At 74.8% G+C, this 16,373-nt stretch carries 13 protein-coding genes; 6 read left to right on the plus strand and 7 right to left on the minus strand.

Translation table 11 applies throughout. The annotated features are described in order from the left end of the window. Positions 1 to 116 precede the first annotated feature (116 nt). The 5 genes from CLV34_RS08740 to CLV34_RS08760 all read left to right on the plus strand — a co-directional run bounded on the left by CLV34_RS08740 (position 117) and on the right by CLV34_RS08760 (position 6,615). A complete protein-coding gene (locus CLV34_RS08740) occupies positions 117 to 1,205 on the plus strand; it encodes a hypothetical protein (RefSeq protein ID WP_100349828.1) in 1,089 nt (362 codons plus the stop codon). Between the two features lie 126 nt (positions 1,206 to 1,331). Further along, positions 1,332 to 2,921 (plus strand): adenosylhomocysteinase, encoded by a 1,590-nt coding sequence (ahcY, locus tag CLV34_RS08745; protein WP_100349829.1) that lies wholly within the window; start codon positions 1,332 to 1,334, stop codon positions 2,919 to 2,921. Positions 2,922 to 3,012: 91 nt separating this feature from the next. After that, entirely contained in the window at positions 3,013 to 4,467 is a 1,455-nt protein-coding gene (locus CLV34_RS08750) for a sensor histidine kinase (RefSeq protein WP_100349830.1), read from the plus strand. Continuing rightward, a complete protein-coding gene (locus tag CLV34_RS08755; protein ID WP_100349942.1) occupies positions 4,448 to 5,122 on the plus strand; it encodes a response regulator transcription factor in 675 nt (224 codons plus the stop codon). Before CLV34_RS08750 ends, CLV34_RS08755 begins: the two co-directional genes overlap by 20 nt. A 65-nt stretch (positions 5,123 to 5,187) precedes the next feature. Continuing rightward, positions 5,188 to 6,615 carry a hypothetical protein gene (locus tag CLV34_RS08760; protein ID WP_157803770.1) on the plus strand — a complete coding sequence of 476 codons (1,428 nt, stop codon included), beginning with the start codon at positions 5,188 to 5,190 and terminating at the stop codon, positions 6,613 to 6,615. Positions 6,616 to 6,633: 18 nt separating this feature from the next. Here the strand turns inward: CLV34_RS08760 and CLV34_RS08765 are convergent, their stop codons facing one another. Then, positions 6,634 to 8,562 carry a SpoIID/LytB domain-containing protein gene (locus CLV34_RS08765; RefSeq protein WP_100349832.1) on the minus strand — a complete coding sequence of 643 codons (1,929 nt, stop codon included), beginning with the start codon at positions 8,560 to 8,562 and terminating at the stop codon, positions 6,634 to 6,636. A gap of 97 nt (positions 8,563 to 8,659) precedes the next feature. After that, the gene (locus CLV34_RS08770) at positions 8,660 to 9,466 is read right to left on the minus strand and encodes an RDD family protein (protein ID WP_100349833.1); all 807 of its coding nucleotides are present in this window, start codon (positions 9,464 to 9,466) and stop codon (positions 8,660 to 8,662) included. Positions 9,467 to 9,515: 49 nt separating this feature from the next. Between CLV34_RS08770 and CLV34_RS08775 the strand changes: the two genes are divergently transcribed. Next, complete coding sequence (locus tag CLV34_RS08775) at positions 9,516 to 10,505, plus strand: stage II sporulation protein M (protein WP_100349943.1); 990 nt, start codon at positions 9,516 to 9,518, stop codon at positions 10,503 to 10,505. A 3-nt stretch (positions 10,506 to 10,508) separates the two neighbouring features. Here CLV34_RS08775 and CLV34_RS08780 read toward each other — a convergent pair whose 3' ends face one another. From CLV34_RS08780 to CLV34_RS08800, 5 genes are read right to left on the minus strand one after another with little or no spacing between them, the layout of a single operon-like run. Further along, positions 10,509 to 11,801 (minus strand): DUF58 domain-containing protein, encoded by a 1,293-nt coding sequence (locus CLV34_RS08780; RefSeq protein ID WP_100349834.1) that lies wholly within the window; start codon positions 11,799 to 11,801, stop codon positions 10,509 to 10,511. Positions 11,802 to 11,805: 4 nt separating this feature from the next. After that, positions 11,806 to 12,909, minus strand: a complete 1,104-nt coding sequence (locus CLV34_RS08785) for an AAA family ATPase (RefSeq protein WP_170044623.1) — start codon at positions 12,907 to 12,909, stop codon at positions 11,806 to 11,808. Continuing rightward, complete coding sequence (locus tag CLV34_RS08790) at positions 12,906 to 14,189, minus strand: DUF4350 domain-containing protein (protein ID WP_100349835.1); 1,284 nt, start codon at positions 14,187 to 14,189, stop codon at positions 12,906 to 12,908. Before CLV34_RS08790 ends, CLV34_RS08785 begins: the two co-directional genes overlap by 4 nt. After that, on the minus strand, positions 14,186 to 14,869 hold the full coding sequence (locus CLV34_RS08795) for a DUF4129 domain-containing protein (protein ID WP_100349836.1): 684 nt from the start codon (positions 14,867 to 14,869) through the stop codon (positions 14,186 to 14,188). Before CLV34_RS08795 ends, CLV34_RS08790 begins: the two co-directional genes overlap by 4 nt. Positions 14,870 to 14,871: 2 nt before the next feature. Further along, positions 14,872 to 16,185 carry a DUF3824 domain-containing protein gene (locus CLV34_RS08800; RefSeq protein ID WP_100349837.1) on the minus strand — a complete coding sequence of 438 codons (1,314 nt, stop codon included), beginning with the start codon at positions 16,183 to 16,185 and terminating at the stop codon, positions 14,872 to 14,874. Positions 16,186 to 16,373: the final 188 nt, after the last annotated feature.

The raw sequence follows: 16,373 nt of genomic DNA on the forward strand, positions 1-16,373 counted from the left end.
CAACGACAGGGAGAAGGGGCGTCCTGGAGGGTGTCCCAGGGGGCCCTCGGGGCGTGGTACGTTCCGCGCGCGGTCGCACGCCGTCGCCCGCTTCCTGCCGTCGCCCGGAGAGCCTCATGACCGTCGCCCGCCCCCTCGTCCGCCGTCGTCGCACCGCGTCGTCGCGCGGCCCCCTGGCCCTCGTGGCGCTCGCCGCCGGCGCGGCGCTGGCCGTCGCGGCCGCCGTGCCGGCTTCGGCCGCACCGGTCACGACCGCCGGTGCCGTGCCGCCCGTCGCGGCCTCGACGGTCGCGGCACCGCGCATCACCTCCCAGCCCGCGTCGGCGACGGTCGCCGTGGGCCGCACCGCGACGTTCACGGTCCGCGCGTCGGGCTCCGCCCTGAAGTACCAGTGGTCCGTCGCGGCCCCGGGCCATGCGTCGACCAAGATCTCGGGCGCGACGCACTCGTACTACTCGACCGTCGGAGCGACCGGGCGCAACGGGTACCACTACAAGGTGTCCGTGACGAACAGCGGCGGTCACGTCGTGTCGTCGTGGGCGCGTCTGACGGTCGTGCCGCGACCGGTCGTCCTCACCCAGCCGCGCGAGGAGACGACCGTGACGTCGGGCTCGCGCGTCACGCTGTCGGTGCGCGCGAGCGGCACCGGGCTGCGCTACCGGTGGCAGTACGTCGACGACACCGAGGACGGCGACCTGGCGTACCACTGGATCTCTGGCGCGACGGGTTCGAGCTACACCTTCACGGCGCGCACCACCACGCCGGACGACGTCCGGGTGGTCGTGTCGAACGCCGGCGGGAGCACGGCCAGCGACGACGCCTACGTCACGGTGCGCTCGACGCCGACGGACCCGTGGGGCCCGGGTGGCGGCGGCATCCTGACGAGCTGGGCCGTGGGTCTCGACACGGACGTCAAGGGCGGTGCCACGCACGTCACGGGCGACGACCCCACGACGGTCGCCTCCACGTTCCTCGCGTTCCCGTTCGACGTGCACGCGCAGACGGCCGACCTCGAGTTCACGCTGATCGCGGGCGGCACGTCGTACCCGGCCACCGCGACGTCGAAGTCGTACGCGATCGGGACGTACGGCTTCGTGGCGACGGCCACCGTCCCCCTCCCGGCCGCCGACGCGTCGCGCGGCGTGTGGAAGGTGACGGACACGTCGGGCACCAAGCCGGTGAGCGAGTACTTCCGCCAGCGCTGAGCCTCGCCGCGGCACGGCCGCACGCTAGTGTGGGGACCATCTCGCGCGACGGCACGGTGCACCTGCGCCGTGCCGTCGCCCACCCGCGCAGACGGGAGCCCCCAGCGCACGAACCCGAGGAGCAGCATGTCCACCGAGTCGTCCGCCACCCCCGCCGGCCCCGCCGTCGGAGCCCCCGCGTTCGACGAGCAGCCCGGCCGCTACAAGGTCCGCTCGCTCGCGCTCGCCGAGTCCGGTCGTCACCAGATCCGCCTCGCCGAGCACGAGATGCCGGGTCTCATGGCCCTGCGGGAGGAGTTCGGCCCGACGCAGCCGCTCGCGGGCGCCCGCATCGCCGGATCGCTCCACATGACGGTGCAGACGGCTGTCCTCATCGAGACCCTCACCGCGCTGGGCGCGGAGGTCCGCTGGGCGTCGTGCAACATCTTCTCCACGCAGGACGAGGCCGCGGCGGCGATCGTCGTGGGTCCGGACGGCACGCCGGACGACCCGCAGGGCGTCCCCGTGTTCGCCTGGAAGGGCGAGAGCCTCGAGGAGTACTGGGACTGCACGGAGCAGATCCTGCTGTGGCCGACCGATGGCGACGCGGGTGACGCGGCCGTCGCCTCCGCCGGCCCGAACCTCATCCTCGACGACGGCGGCGACGCCACGCTGCTGGTCCACCAGGGCGTCGCGTACGAGCGCGCGGGCGCCGTGCCGTCGGACACGCGCCCGGGCGAGCCGGACCACTCGGACGAGTCGAACGTGGTCCGCGCGGTCCTGCGTCGCGCGCTGCAGGCCGACCCGCTGCGCTGGACGGCGATCGCCGACGGTCTCCTGGGCGTCACGGAGGAGACCACGACGGGCGTGCACCGCCTGTACCAGCTCGCGGAGGCCGGCCAGCTCCTGTTCCCGGCGATCAACGTCAACGACTCGGTGACGAAGTCGAAGTTCGACAACAAGTACGGCATCCGCCACTCGCTCCCGGACGGCATCAACCGCGCGACGGACATCCTCATGGGCGGCAAGGTCGCGTTCGTGGCCGGCTACGGCGACGTCGGCAAGGGTGCGGCGGAGGCCTTCCGCGGCCAGGGCGCGCGCGTCATCGTGTCGGAGGTCGACCCGATCTGCGCGCTGCAGGCCGCGATGGACGGCTACCAGGTCGCGCGGATCGAGGACGTCGTCGGCGAGGCGGACTTCTTCATCACCACGACCGGCAACAAGGACGTGCTGCGCGTCGAGCACCTCGTCGCGATGAAGAACAAGGCCGTCGTGGGCAACATCGGGCACTTCGACAACGAGATCGACATGGCGGGCCTCGCGGCGCTCCCCGGCGTCACGCGCACCGAGATCAAGCCGCAGGTGCACGAGTGGACGTTCGCCGAGGAGGGCCCGACGGGTCAGGCCGCCGGACGGTCGATCATCGTGCTGTCCGAGGGTCGTCTGCTGAACCTCGGCAACGCGACCGGCCACCCGTCGTTCGTGATGAGCAACTCGTTCTCGAACCAGGTCATCGGCCAGATCGCGCTGTTCCGCGACGTCGAGGACCACGCCGACCCCGCCGAGCGCGAGTACGCACGGGACGTGTACCGCCTGCCGAAGGTGCTGGACGAGAAGGTCGCGCGCCTGCACCTCGACGCGCTGGGCGTGCGCCTCACCGAGCTGACGAAGTCCCAGGCGGAGTACCTCGGCATCCCGGTCGAGGGCCCGTACAAGCCGGAGCACTACCGGTACTGAGCGAGCACCCGGCGGACCGGGGGGACATCCCCCGGACCGCCGGGCGGACCGCCCCGTTCCGGTACGACGAGGACGTCGACAGGATGGAGCCATGTCTTCTCCCGTGACACCCCCGCCGACCCCGCAGCACGTGGGCTTCTTCCGGGGCCCGTTCGCCCGCCGCAGCTGGACCGAGCTGCTGTTCCTGCTCGCGGGGATCGTCCCGGCGGCGCTCGGGCTCGCGTGGTTCGTCGTCGTGGTCGCGGTGGGCGTGTCGCTCGCCTGGACGGTCGTCGGGCTGTTCGTCGGCGGCTGGCTCCTGCTCGGTACCCGCGCGTTCGGGGCCCTGTACCGGCTGATGGGCCGGGCGATGCTCGCGGTCGACGTCCCGCCGCCGGCGCCCTTCCGCCGGGGGACCGGCTTCTGGGGGCGGCTGCGCGCGCTGCTGGGCGACGTCCCGTCGTGGCGTGCGTGGGCGTTCCTCCTGCCGAGCTTCGTCGTCAGCGTCGTGGGTCTCGTCGTGAGCGTCGTGTTCGTGGCGGCGCCGCTGGGCGCGCTGACCTACGGGTTCTGGTACCGGTTCCTGCCGCTCCAGCAGGCCGCGGACGGCACGATGCACCGTGGGACGCAGTACGGCACGGACTGGTTCGTCGACACCCCGGGTCGCATCTGGCTGCAGGCCGCCGGCGGCGTCGTGATGCTGTTCCTGTGGCCCTACCTGGAGCGCGCCTTCGTCCACCTGGAGCGTCTGCTCATCGTGAACCTGCTCGGTCCGACCCGGGCCAGCCAGCGGGTGGGCGAGCTCGAGCGGTCCCGCGGGCGGGCGGTGGAGGACGCGGACGACCGGCTGCGCCGCATCGAGCGCGACCTGCACGACGGCACGCAGGCCCGCCTCGTCGCCGTCGCGATGCAGCTCGGCGAGGCCAAGGAGCAGCTCGCGCCCGGAGAGCCGGTGCCGGGGGACGCCCTGGCGCTCGTGTCCCAGGCGCACGACGCGACCAAGGACGCGCTCGTCGAGCTCCGCGAGATCGCGCGCGGCATCCGCCCGCCGGTGCTGGACGCCGGCCTGGCGCACGCGCTCGCGACGCTGGCCGCCCGCAGCCCCGTGCGCACCGTGCTGGACGTCGAGCCCGGCGTGTCAGCGGCCCCGGCGATCGAGGCGCTCGCGTACGCGGCGGCGTCCGAGCTCGTGACGAACGCCGCGAAGCACGCCCACGCGTCGACGGTGTGGGTGCTCGTGGAGCCCGCGGCCCCGACGCGTCCGCCCCGGCCCGGCGAGCAGCCCGCCACCGCCCTGCGCCTGCGCGTGCGGGACGACGGCCGGGGCGGGGCGGTCGTGAACCTCGCGGACGCGCCGGCCGGCCGGGGGAGCGGCCTCGCCGGCCTCGTCGAGCGGGTCCGCGCGGTCGACGGGACGCTCACCCTGGTGAGCCCGCCCGGCGGTGGGACGCGGGTCGACGTGGTGCTGCCCCTCGCGGTCCCGTCCGGATCGCGGGCCGCGACGGGCCTGCAGGCGGCGGCGCACGCCACGACGGGGGGTGACGACGGTGCGGGTGCTGATCGCTGAGGACTCCGCGATCCTGCGCGACGGCCTCGTCGCGCTCCTCGGTCGGCGCGGGCACGAGGTCGTCGGAGCGGTCCCGGACGCCGACGCCGCCCGTGCCGCGTACGCCGACCTCGTCCGGTCCGGCACGCGGCCGGACGTCGTCGTCATGGACGTCCGGATGCCGCCGACGTTCACGGACGAGGGCCTGCGGGCCGCGCTCGACCTGCGCGCGGAGCACCCCGAGCAGGGCGTCCTCGTGTTCTCGCAGTACGTCGAGACGCGGTTCGCTGCGCGGCTCCTCGCGTCGGACGCGCGCGGGCTCGGGTACCTCCTCAAGGACCGCGTGGCCGACGTGGGCGAGTTCGTGGGGGCGCTCGAACGGCTCGCGGACGGGCAGACGGTCCTCGACCCGGAGGTCGTCCGCCAGCTCCTGGGCTCTTCGGGCGGCACGGACGACGGCGGCCTCGCCCGGCTCTCGCCCCGCGAGCGCGAGGTGCTCGAGCTCATGGCGCAGGGCCGGTCGAACGGCGCGATCGCGAGCGCGCTGTTCCTGTCGTACGGGGCGGTCGAGAAGAACGTCACCGCGATCTTCGACAAGCTGGGCCTGCCGCCCGACGCCGCGGACCACCGGCGCGTCCTCGCCGTCCTGCGCTGGGTCCAGCAGCACAGCGCGTGACCGCGCGCTCCGGGTCGCTTTCCGGTTGAATCGCACCAGGAGTCCGGGCGCTGCGAGGAGACATGATGGCTGGTCAGGTGGGCAAGGGTGACGGTGAGACCCCGTTGAGCGTCACCGAGCGCGACGAGCTCGAGTCGCTGCGCGCCGAGGTGACGTCCCTGCGCGTCGAGACGGCCGAGGCGAAGAGGGCCGCGGCGGAGGCCGCGGTGACGCCCGCCGCGCCGGTCAAGCGCTCGCGGGACCGGCACTGGGTGCGCTGGACGGCCGCGGTCGTGATCATCGCCCTGGCGGCGCTCCTGTCGATCGGCGCGGTCGCCGCCCGGTACGTCAAGGGCCAGCTCCTCGACACCGACCACTACGTCGCGACGGTCGCGCCGCTGGCCTCGGACCCCGCGATCCAGGCGGCCGTCGCGGGCCGCGTGAGCACCGCGATCGAGGACCAGCTCGACCTGGAGTCGCTGACCACGCAGGCGCTCACCGCCATCACGGACAACGCGCCGCGGGTCCCGGAGGCGCTCGTCGGCCTGGCGCCCGTCATCGCGAGCCAGGCGAACGGCTTCATCGAGAAGCGCGTCGACGACTTCGTGCAGTCGCCGGCGTTCCAGAACCTGTGGGTCGAGGCGAACCGTGCCGCGCACAAGAACCTGAGCTCCGTGCTCACCGGAGGGGACGGCGCCGCCCTCACGGCGAACGCCGACGGCCAGGTCACCCTCCAGCTCGCGCCGATCATCGACGCCGTCAAGGAGCGCCTCTCGGCACAGGGCCTCAACTTCGTCGACAAGCTGCCGCAGGTGGACGCCACCTTCGTGGTGTTCAGCTCGCCCGACATCGCGGCCCTGCAGCGGTGGGTGAACTTCTTCGACCACGCCGCGACGTGGCTCATCTGGATCGCGGTCGCGCTCGCAGCGGCCGGGGTCCTCGTCGCGCCCCGCGGCTCGCGCCGTCGCGCGGCCGTGATCGCGGGCGTGTTCGTGACGGTCGCGATGCTGTTGCTCGCGCTCGGCATCGCAGTGGGCCGGACGGTGTACCTGGGTGCGCTGTCGGACGTCGTGATCCACCCGACGGCCGCCGAGGCGCTGTTCGACACGATCGTCCAGCCGCTGCGGGTGGCGCTGCGCGTCGTCCTCGTGGTGGCGCTCGTCGTCGCGATCGCGGCGTTCCTCGTGGGGCCGAGCCCCGCCGCGGTCGCGGTCCGCAACGGGTTCATGAAGCTGGTGGGCCTCGCGTCGGGCGGCCGCGCGGGCGAGACGACCCGCGAGCCGCGCACCTGGGAGGTCTGGATCGCGCGCTTCCGCATCGCGCTCACGGTGCTGATCATCGGGCTGGCGGCCCTGCTCGTCGCGTTCTGGCACTACCCGACGGGCATGGTGGTGTTCTGGATCGCGCTGCTCGCTGTCGTCCTCGTGGTGGCGGTGCAGGTGCTCGCGGCCCCGGCGCGCGGGTCGGTGGCCGGGACACCGTCGTCGGGCGCCCCGGGCGAGCTCACACCCTGACCGTCACCCCACGATCTGTCACCCCACGATCGAGGTCACCCATGCCGCGGGGAGGCCGAGGCGCGCGCGCAGCGCGTCGGGCTTCCCGGTGACCGTCCTCGTCGTCCCCGTGGACGACGTCGCGGTGAGCGCCGCCATCTGACCGCTCGAGTACTTCTTCGACACGGTGATCCGGACGACGTCGGGCAGCCCGAACATCGCCCGGGCCGACGCCTGGGTGAGGGTGCGGGTCCAGGTGCGGTACGTGTTGCCGGGGGCGCGCGCGCTCCAGGGGTCGCTCACCGACTGCTCGTAGGGCAGCGTGGCGGTCCACACGTCCTGGGAGCTGGCGGTCCGTCCGCCGGACGACGAGTAGTAGTGCGCGACCACCGGCTCGCCGCCGAAGGTGAGCGCGCGGGCGGCGGTGGTCGACGTGGTGGTGTCGTCGACCGCGCGGACCCAGATCGCGCCGTAGTCGGTGCTGCCCGCCGTCTCGCCCTGCTTCTTCCAGCCGGTGTAGTTCTGGTCCCGGACGTCGTCGACGAGGTTGCACGCGCACGCCGACCGCAGGCCGCCGAGCTTGGTGAGCGCGTAGCTGCGGGCCACGATGGCCTGCGCCTCGAGGGACGCCTCGCCGTCGAGCCCCCAGGACGACGGCACCTCGGCGATGCCGTAGAGGTACTCGGTGTTGAGCAGGACCTCGTTGACCACGTTCGGGACGTGCCCGATCGCCGTGATGCTCAGGTCGCCGTTGCGGTACGTGCCCTGAGCGCCCGCGACGGTCGCGACGCCGCGCGACGTCGACGTCGGGGCGTAGTAGCGCGTGCCGGCCCACTGGACCTTGAATCGCGTGCCCAGGTACGACTTCGTCACCTGCGTGCCGCTGCTCGTGCTGGTGAAGGACACCCCCACGGACGAGGTGCCGGCCCGCACGGAGAGGGTCACGGGCCCGGGGCCGGTGTACAGCGCCGTGCCGCCGGCCGACATGAGCCGCCACCACCCGCGGTCGATCCGCACGGTGGTCGACGACACCGTGTCGGAGTAGGCGCCGGGCGCGTACCCGTACGGCTCCGGTCCGAAGACCTGCACCGAGACGGTGGTGGGCGTGGTGACGGTCCCGGACGACGTCCCCCGGTAGTAGCTCTGCAGGATGGTGGAGGTGCCGCGGCCGTCGAGGGCCTGCGCGTAGGCGCCGAACTGGGGCATGCCGACGCCGTGGCCGTAGCCCGCGCCGTGCACGCTGAAGGAGGCGGGCACGGTGGACTGGACGCGGACGGTCACGGCTGCGCTCGTCGCCCGACCGGGCACGACGGCCCGGTACGCCCCGGTCCGTCCCGGGGCGAGGGCGTACGCGGCCACGCCGCCCGTGGCCACGGTGACGGCACGCAGCGTCGACCAGGCTGCGCTGCCGGAGGTGGTCCGCTGGAACGTGACCGTGGCGGCGCTCTGCACCGCCTTGCCGCGGTAGGTGTACCGGGCGACGAGGCGGGTGGTGGAGCCGGGGTGCACCGTGCCGGGCGTGGCGGTCAGCGTGACCGCGTAGGGGGAGCGGATGACGAGGTGCGCGACAGCGGAGTGCGCCCCGGTCGCGGTGACGGCCCGGAAGTCGGACGTGGCGCGCGGCGCGACGTGGAACGCGGCGGTCCCGGCGCTGCCGGTCGTGGTCGCACCGAGGCGGTACCACGTGCTGCCGACCCGTTGCTCGAGGGCGACCGTGCCACGGTGGGCGGCCCCGCCGACCTTCCAGGTGGCGGTGAGCGTGGTCGAGACGCCCTGGTAGGCGCTGGACGGGCCGCTCAGGGTCACCGTCGTGGAGGCTGCGGAGGCGGCCGGTGCGGCGACGAGGCCGCCGAGCACGAGGACCGCTGCGCCGCACCATGCCGTGACGCGCGCCGCGACGCGCGCCCCGGCGCGCGCCGCGGCCCGTCGTCGCGCGGCGCCCCTGCCCCCTGCCCGGTCGATCCCCATCCGGCCACGCTAGGCACGGGGTGGCGAGGTCGGCGCGCCCGGTGACGAAGAGCTCGGGGGCATAAGCCGCCTACCGGTGCAGAACAGCAGCGGCGCGTCACACGGCGGGGTCGGACACGCCGAGCGGGAGGCGCCGCACGGCGAGGTCGTCCGCGTCGGCGCGGGCCTGGTCTCGGACGCCCAGCGCCCAGTCCCGGTCGCGCCGCTCGCTCATGACGGCCACGAGGAACGCCTCGGGCGGGGTGCCCCAGGGGGCGGCCGGGGCGACGTACGCCTCGACGCGCCCCGCGAGGTCGACGCCGAGGCGCACCCGGCTCTGCGGATCCATGCGGGGGGCACGGGCCAGGAAGAGCCGGACGGCGACCGCGAGGCCGTCGGGCAGGCGAGCGACGTCGGCGCCGTGCGACCAGGCACGCAGCGACGGGTCGACCGGGGGCAGGGGAGGGATCCCGCGCGCGCCGCGCACCCGGACGACGTACGTCCCCGCGACGATGTCGCCGAGCCGCTTGCCCTTGCGGTTGACCATGCTCGTCACGACGGCCACGACACCGAGCGTCATCCAGATCTCGAGGACGCCCAGGAGCGCGCGGGTGAGCGCGTGCCGGAACCGGATCGCGCCGCCGTCGTCGCGCACCACCCGCGTTCCCATCGCGAGCTTGCCGAGGGAGCGGCCGCGCGTCAGCGTCTCGACCGTCGTCGGCACGACCACGTACACGAGGACGAGCATCCCGATCAACGCGGCGCCGTCGTACCCGCCCGTGTCGATCGCGGACAGGCCCCAGCCGAGCGCGGTCGCGAAGGCGATCAGCGCCACCACGTCGATGAGTCCCTCGATGATGCGGGTCCCGACCGCCACCGCGTCGGCCTCGAGCACGACGGCCTCGCCGATCACCACCTCGTCCATGGCGGGAGCGTACTGTGCGCGCGGCGTGGTCTGTGGGAGGGTGTGCGCCGTGGACCTGGACGCCTTCGTGTTGCTGCGGACCCCGCGCTGGGAGCGCCTCGACGCGCTGAGCCGGGCGCGACGCCTGGACGGTCGGGAGACCGACGAGATGGTCGCGCTGTACCAGTCGGTCGCCACCGACCTGTCGGTGCTGCGGTCGTCCATGCCCGACCCGACGCTCGTGAACCAGCTCTCGACGACGCTGGGTCGCACGCGGTCGCGGCTGACGGGCGCGCACACCCCGGCGTGGGCGATGGTCGCGCGGTTCGCGGTCGTGTCGGCGCCGGCGGCGCTGTACCGGATCCGGTGGTGGATCGTCGCGGTCACGGGCGTCTCGGTAGCGATCGCGGCGGTCGCCGGGTGGTGGGTGTGGCACGATCCTGGGGCGCTGTCCACGCTCGGCACGGACAGCGAGCGGCGCGAGTACGTCGAGCACTCGTTCGTCCAGTACTACGAGACGAACGGCGCGTTCGCGTCGCGGGTGTGGACGAACAACGCGTGGCTCGCCGCGCAGTGCGTCGCGTTCGGCATCACGGGGCTGTGGCCCGCGTGGGTGCTGTTCCAGAACGCCCTCAACGTGGGCGTCATCGGCGGGATGATGGCGTCGTACGGGCGCCTCGGCGAGTTCTTCTCGTACATCCTCCCGCACGGCATGCTCGAGCTGACGGCCGTGTTCACGGCGGGCGCGGCGGGGCTCAAGATCTTCTGGACGGTCGTCGACCCGGGTCCTCGTCCGCGCGGGCGCGCTGTGGCGGAGGAGGGCCGCGCGCTCATGACGGTGGCGCTCGCGCTCGTCGGCGTGCTCGGAGTCTCGGGCCTGGTCGAGGGGTTCGTCACCGGCTCGGCGCTGCCGACGGCGGTGCAGATCGGCATCGGCGTCGTGGTGCTCGCGGCGTTCTGGGCCTACGTGCTGGTGCTCGGACGCCGGGCCGCGCAGGCCGGGGCGACCGGTGACCTCGACCCGGACGAGGCCGGCGACGTCCTGCCCGTCGCCGGCTGAGGGTCACAGCCTCCCGGCGGCCTTGAGCGCGATGTAGGTGTCGGCGACGCGCGGGGCCAGGTCGTCGGGCAGCGCTTCCACGACCTCCGCGCCGGTGCGTCGCAGGAGCCCCGCGACCGCGGTCCGCTCCAGGTCGGTGCGCGCGGCGGCGGCCGCGTCGTAGGCGTCGTCCCCGGTGGCGAGGTCGGCGCCGAGCGCGGCGAGCTCCGGGTCGGACACGGCGGCGACGAGCACCTGGTGGCGGGCGGCGAGGCCGCCGAGCACCGGCATGAGCCCGGCGGACACGACCGCGGGGTCGATCGCGGTGACCAGGACGACGAACGCCCGCTGCGACAGCGCGCCGTGGACGGTCGCGGCGAGCGCGGTCCAGTCGGCCTCGACGAGCACGGGCGCCACGGGTGCGAGCGCCTCCGCCACCGCGGGCAGCAGGCGCGTCCCGCTGGCACCGCGCACGCGGGCCCGCTGGGTGCGGTCGAACGCGACCACCTCGACGCGGTCGCCCGCGTGCGCCGCGAGCGCGGACAAGAGCAGAGTCGCCTCGATGCCGGCGTCGAGGCGCGGCTGGTCGCCGACGCGCGCCGCGGACGACCGGGACGTGTCGAGCACGACGAGCACGCGTCGGTCGCGCTCGGGTCGCCAGGTGCGCACGACGACGGCGCTGCGCCGCGCGGTGGCGCGCCAGTCGATCGACCGGACGTCGTCGCCGACGACGTAGTCGCGCAGGGAGTCGAACTCGGTGCCCTCGCCGCGCACCTGGACGGCGGCGCGGCCGTCGAGCTCGCGCAGGCGGGCGAGCCGGCTGGGCAGGTGCTTGCGGGAGGCGAACTCGGGCAGCACGCGCAGGCGCCCGGCCAGCGGGATCGACGCCTGCCGCCCGGCGACGCCGAGCGGCCCGACCGAGCGGATCGTGACGGGTCCGGCGAGCCGGTCGCCGCGCCGGGTCGGCGTGAGCGTCGTGGCGAGGCGCGTCCCGTCCCCGGGTGCCACCGAGACGGGGTGCCGGGTGTCGGCGGCGCCGGCCGACGGCACCCAGGCGTCCCGGACGACGCCGCGCAGGCGTCGTCGCGACCCGTTGACGAGCGTCAGGCGGCTGGTGGCCGTGCCAGTGAGCCGCACGGACGTCGGAAGCACGCGCTCCAGGGTGACGGCCCGCGGGCTCGCGGCGAGCGCGATGTCCACCACCGCGACCAGCACGAGCACACCGACGGCCAGCAGGGTCATGGCGGTGTCGGCCGCGACGGCCACGGGGATGCCGAGCACGGCCGCCAGGACGACCGCGCGCCACGTCACGACCACGGCGTCACCGGGGGACGGGCACGGTGGCGAGCACGGCGTCGAGGACCGCGCCCGTGGTGATGCCCTCGAGCTCGGCCTCGGGCCGCAGCTGCATGCGGTGGCGCAGCGTCGACGCGGCGAGCGTCTTGACGTCGTCGGGCGTCACGTACGAGCGGCCGCTGAGCCACGCCCAGGCGCGCGACGTGGCGAGCAGGGCCGTCGCACCACGCGGGGACACGCCGAGCGACACGGACGGCGAGTGGCGGGTGGCGCGGCACACGTCGACGACGTACGCGAGCACGTCGGGCGCGATCTGCACCTGCCGCACGGCGTCCCGCGCGCGGGCGAGCACTTCCGCGTCGGCGACGGGCCGCAGGCCCGCGGCGCCCAGGTCGCGCGGGTCGAAGCCGGCGGCGTGACGGGCGAGCACCTCGATCTCCTGGGCTCGCTCGGGCGCGGGAAGGATGACCTTGAGCAGGAACCGGTCGAGCTGCGCCTCGGGCAGCGGGTAGGTGCCCTCGTACTCGACGGGGTTCTGCGTGGCGACGACGACGAACGGGTCGGGCAGCGGGCGCGGCGTCCCGTCGACCGACACCTGGCGCTCCTCCATGGCCTCGAGCAGGGACGCCTGGGTCTTCGGGGGCGTGCGGTTGATCTCGTCGGCGAGCAGCAGGTTGGTGAAGACCGGGCCCTCGCGGAACGAGAACTCGGCGGTGCGCGCGTCGTAGACGAGCGAGCCGGTGACGTCGCCGGGCATGAGGTCGGGCGTGAACTGGACGCGCTTGGTGTCGAGGTCGAGCGCGGCCGACAGCGCGCGCACGAGCAGCGTCTTCGCGACACCGGGCACGCCCTCGAGCAGCACGTGCCCGCGGCACAGCAGGGCCACGAGCAGCCCGGACACGGCGGCGTCCTGGCCCACGACGGCCTTCGCGACCTCGGCCCGGACGGCCGACAGCGCCGCGTGGAGCGCCGGGTCGGCGGGCGCCTGCGGCGGCGCCTGGTGCGAGGGCGGCGCCTGGGTGGGCTGCTGGAACGGCTGCGTCGGCGGCGCGACCGGCCAGCCCTGCGGGGCGGGGACGCCGTGGGCCGGCGCCGGCGCCGGCGCGGGAAGGTTCGGGTCGTGGGTCACGGGTGGACCTCGCTCTCCAGGTCGTCGAGTCGTCGGGCGAGCGCGAGCAGCGCGTCGTCGGTCGTGGGCGGTGGCCCGTACAGCAGGTCGTGGACGTCGGGCGCGGGTCGACCCGTGGCGCGCGCGACGGCGGTCACGAGCCCGACGGGCTCCGTCCCACGCGGCAGGCCGAGCCGGGTCGCGAGGCGCTGCGCGGTGCGGGCGCGCAGTCCGGCGGCGGCGTGCCCGCGGGTGCGTCCGGCCCGGTAGAGACGGGCGCGTCCGCGGGTCGTCTCGGCGGCGCGCACGACGACGGGCAGGTCCTCCGGGACCAGCGGGCCGAGCCGCCGCCCCCGCCAGAGCGCCAGCACGAGCACCACGACGAGGGACCAGCCGAGCAGCGCCCAGCACCAGGTGGGCAGCACGCTCGCGGCGGCCGGGCCGGCGTCGCCGGACGCCTGCGCCCGGTCGTCCGGGAGCAGCCACACGAGGTCGTGGTGGCGCCCGAGCATGCGCAGCGCGAGGGCCGCGTTGCCCGCCTGGGCGACGTCGCGGTTCGTGAACAGGCGGGCGTCGTCGTAGACCGCGACCCGGGTGGCGCCCTGGACGACGGCATACGAGCCGACGTCGGCCGTGTCGACGGGGAAGCACAGGGTGACCGTGCGGTCGGACGAGGAGCCCGACGCGACGTACCCGCCGCCCTGGTCGCTCACCGTCCCGGCGGCCCGCGCGTCGGGGTCGTCGCACGACGGGCCCGCGCCCAGCGGGTCGTACCCGTAGGCATCGTCGAGCTCGGGGACGAACGCGGCGAGCGTCGCGTCGTCGGGGGCGACGAGGGCGACGTCGGCCCGCGTGGCCGCGAGGGCGCGGAGCTGGTCGTCGTCGAGCGAGTCCCAGGTGAGGCCGGGGACCACGAGCAGCGTCGTCCCGGGGCCCGCGAGCTGCGCGGCCTCGTCGGCGTCGCGGGTGTAGTGGACGTCGACGCCCTGCGCCTCGAGGACCTGCGCGAGCGCCTTGGCTCCGCGCGGCTGCGTGCTGTCGGGCGCGAGGGGGAGCTTCGACCCCGGGCTCGTGACGAGCGCGAGGATCAGCGCGACCACGCCGAGCAGGGCGAGCAGCGCGACGACCCACCCGACGCGGCGCCACCGCCGGGCGGCGCGGCTGCGCGTGGTGGTGCCGTCGCCGCGCACGGGCCCGGACGTCGTGCGGACGGTCGGAGCGCCGCTGTGGGTGCCGACGCCGCTGCCGCTGCCGACGCCGCTGCCGACGCCGGCGGGGGTGCGGGTGGGGGGCGCCGTCACGGTGCCACCGCCGCGGGTGCGGGTGAGGTCCGGCGGGGTCGGGCCGCGGTGACGGCACGATCGAGCGCGAGGAGCGTCGCATGGTCGTCGGCGGTGGCGACGCGGTCGCCGTAGAGGACGTCGTCGAACAGTCGCGCGCCGCGGGCGAGCCCGTCCGCCTGGTCAGGCAGGAGGGCGGCGGCGGCGTGCGCCGCCTCGTCGGCGGTGCGTCCGGCGACCTCGTCGAGCACGGCGCGCTCCTCGAGCGAACGCACGACCGCGCGGAAGCGTTCGACGACGGCGAGCGGCCAGTCGCCGCGGCGGCCGGCGTCGTCGGCGGCCGCGCGGATCTGGGTGGCGGTGCGCGCGTCGTCGACCAGGACGGCCTTGGCGGTGGTGGCGCGGGCGGTGCGGCGGGTCGGGCCGGCGTACCGGACCACCACCGCGACGAGCACGAGCGCGATCGCGACGCCGACGAGCGCGAGGAGCCCGGTGGGCAGGTGCGGGTGGGCCTGCGCGTCGAACAGGTCCGCGAGCCAGCGCAGGATCCGTTGGAGGATCGACGTGTGCTCGTGGTACTCGGAGTGCGACAGCTCGTCGCGCAGCCACCGCTGGGCCGTGGGCGCGTCGGGCGTCACGGGCACGTCGGCGAGGACGTCGGCCAGGACGCCGGCGGTGGCGCCGACGAGCGACAGCGCCATGCTCAGAGGAGTCCGGGGGCGTGCCCGGCCGGGGGCTTGGCGCCGTAGGAGGTCTCCGCGGCCGCGGCGGCGAGCGACGCGTCGAGGGCCTCGCGCCGGATCCGCTGGTCGATGTACAGGAGGGCGATCACCCCGCTGATGAAGGCGAGCGTCAGGGTCTGGACGACCGTCTCGAGCAGCACGGCGAGCGCCACCAGGAGGACCGTCACCGCCGTGGTGCCCGAGTCGGCCGACGAGGACGCCAGGAAGGTGATGACCGCGATCGGGATGCCGAGCACCCCGGAGATGAACTGGACGGCCACGCCGGTGAGCAGACCGATCCCGAGGAGGCGCCAGAACGCGCCGCCGGTGAGCCGCCAGCCGCGTCGCAGCGCGACCCGCACGGTGGTGCGTTCGAGGATGTACGACGGTGCCGCGAGGGCGGTGCGCACCATGAACCACACGGCCGCCACGATCCACACCAGGCCGAGCAGGAGCCCGACCCCGACGGCGAGCCCCATGCCCACGTTCGTCAGGAGGGCGAACACCACGATCACGAGGCCACCGCTGACCGCGACCGGCGTGCCGATCACCAGCCCGAGCACGATGAGGCCGCCGAGGCGTCGGCCACGCACCGTCCGCCAGACCTCGGCCGGCGGGGCGACGCGCCCGATCACGGACTGGCCGACGCTCGCGATCACGACACCGGTCGCGAGGGTGTTGAGCAGCCCCGCGACGACGGCCGCGAGCACCACGGCGATCCCGAGGCCGATCCACGTCGAGTCGGACGTGGCGTCACCACCGAACGAGCCGTCGTCCGCCCAGGTCGACTCGTCGAGCGCGGCGAACGGGGAGAACGTCAGGGCGCTGTACGCGACCGACAGGATGCTGGTCACGAGGGACAGGAGCGCGACGAACCCGATCATGACCTTCGGGTTGTGGCGGATCGCGCGGAACGCGCCGTCGTACAGGTCCCCGATGCCGAGCGGGCGCAGCGGGATGATGCCAGGCCGCAGGCTCGGCGGTGCGCCGGTCGTGCCCGCGTACCCGGTCACCGGGCTCGCGGCACCCCAGCCCGAGGGCTGGCCGTACTGGGGTGCCCCGTACTGCGGGTGGCCGTACTGGGGAGGCTGGCCGTACTGAGGCGGCTGCCCGTACGGGGGAGCCTGTCCGTAGGCGGGTTGCTGGCCGTACTGCGGCGGACCGTACTGGGGCGCCTGGTCGGGCTGCGCGGGCGCGGGGGGCACGTAGCCGGGCGCGTACTGGCCGTACCGCGGCTGCGGCGGGGGCTCCGGCTGGTCGCCCTGCGGTGCGGGCGGCTGGTCGGGGAACGTCATGGTTCTCGTCGCCTCTGGTCGGCTCGTGCGTCGGTCCGGGTGCGTGGCACGGGCCGACTCGCGGCCCCGCCCACGCGTGCGGCAAACCCTAGTTGTTCTGGCTCATGACGTTGGTGACGTGGCGGCGTAGTCGTGAGGCTGGGGGTCTGTCACTGGCGGCGGTATGGGCTCGATGGTAGTTGTAGTGG

This window comes from Luteimicrobium subarcticum (assembly GCF_002798015.1).
Classification (GTDB): Bacteria; Actinomycetota; Actinomycetes; order Actinomycetales; family Cellulomonadaceae; genus Luteimicrobium; species Luteimicrobium subarcticum.

What these genes read in the sequence shown, in the direction of transcription:
- CLV34_RS08740 (WP_100349828.1), top strand. Translation starts at nt 117, where the DNA reads ATGACCGTCGCCCGCCCCCTCGTCCGCCGTCGTCGCACCGCGTCGTCG.
- ahcY (WP_100349829.1), top strand. Translation starts at nt 1,332, where the DNA reads ATGTCCACCGAGTCGTCCGCCACCCCCGCCGGCCCCGCCGTCGGAGCC.
- CLV34_RS08750 (WP_100349830.1), top strand. Translation starts at nt 3,013, where the DNA reads ATGTCTTCTCCCGTGACACCCCCGCCGACCCCGCAGCACGTGGGCTTC.
- CLV34_RS08760 (WP_157803770.1), top strand. Translation starts at nt 5,188, where the DNA reads ATGGCTGGTCAGGTGGGCAAGGGTGACGGTGAGACCCCGTTGAGCGTC.
- CLV34_RS08765 (WP_100349832.1), bottom strand. Translation starts at nt 8,562, where the DNA reads ATGGGGATCGACCGGGCAGGGGGCAGGGGCGCCGCGCGACGACGGGCC.
- CLV34_RS08770 (WP_100349833.1), bottom strand. Translation starts at nt 9,466, where the DNA reads ATGGACGAGGTGGTGATCGGCGAGGCCGTCGTGCTCGAGGCCGACGCG.
- CLV34_RS08795 (WP_100349836.1), bottom strand. Translation starts at nt 14,869, where the DNA reads ATGGCGCTGTCGCTCGTCGGCGCCACCGCCGGCGTCCTGGCCGACGTC.
- CLV34_RS08800 (WP_100349837.1), bottom strand. Translation starts at nt 16,185, where the DNA reads ATGACGTTCCCCGACCAGCCGCCCGCACCGCAGGGCGACCAGCCGGAG.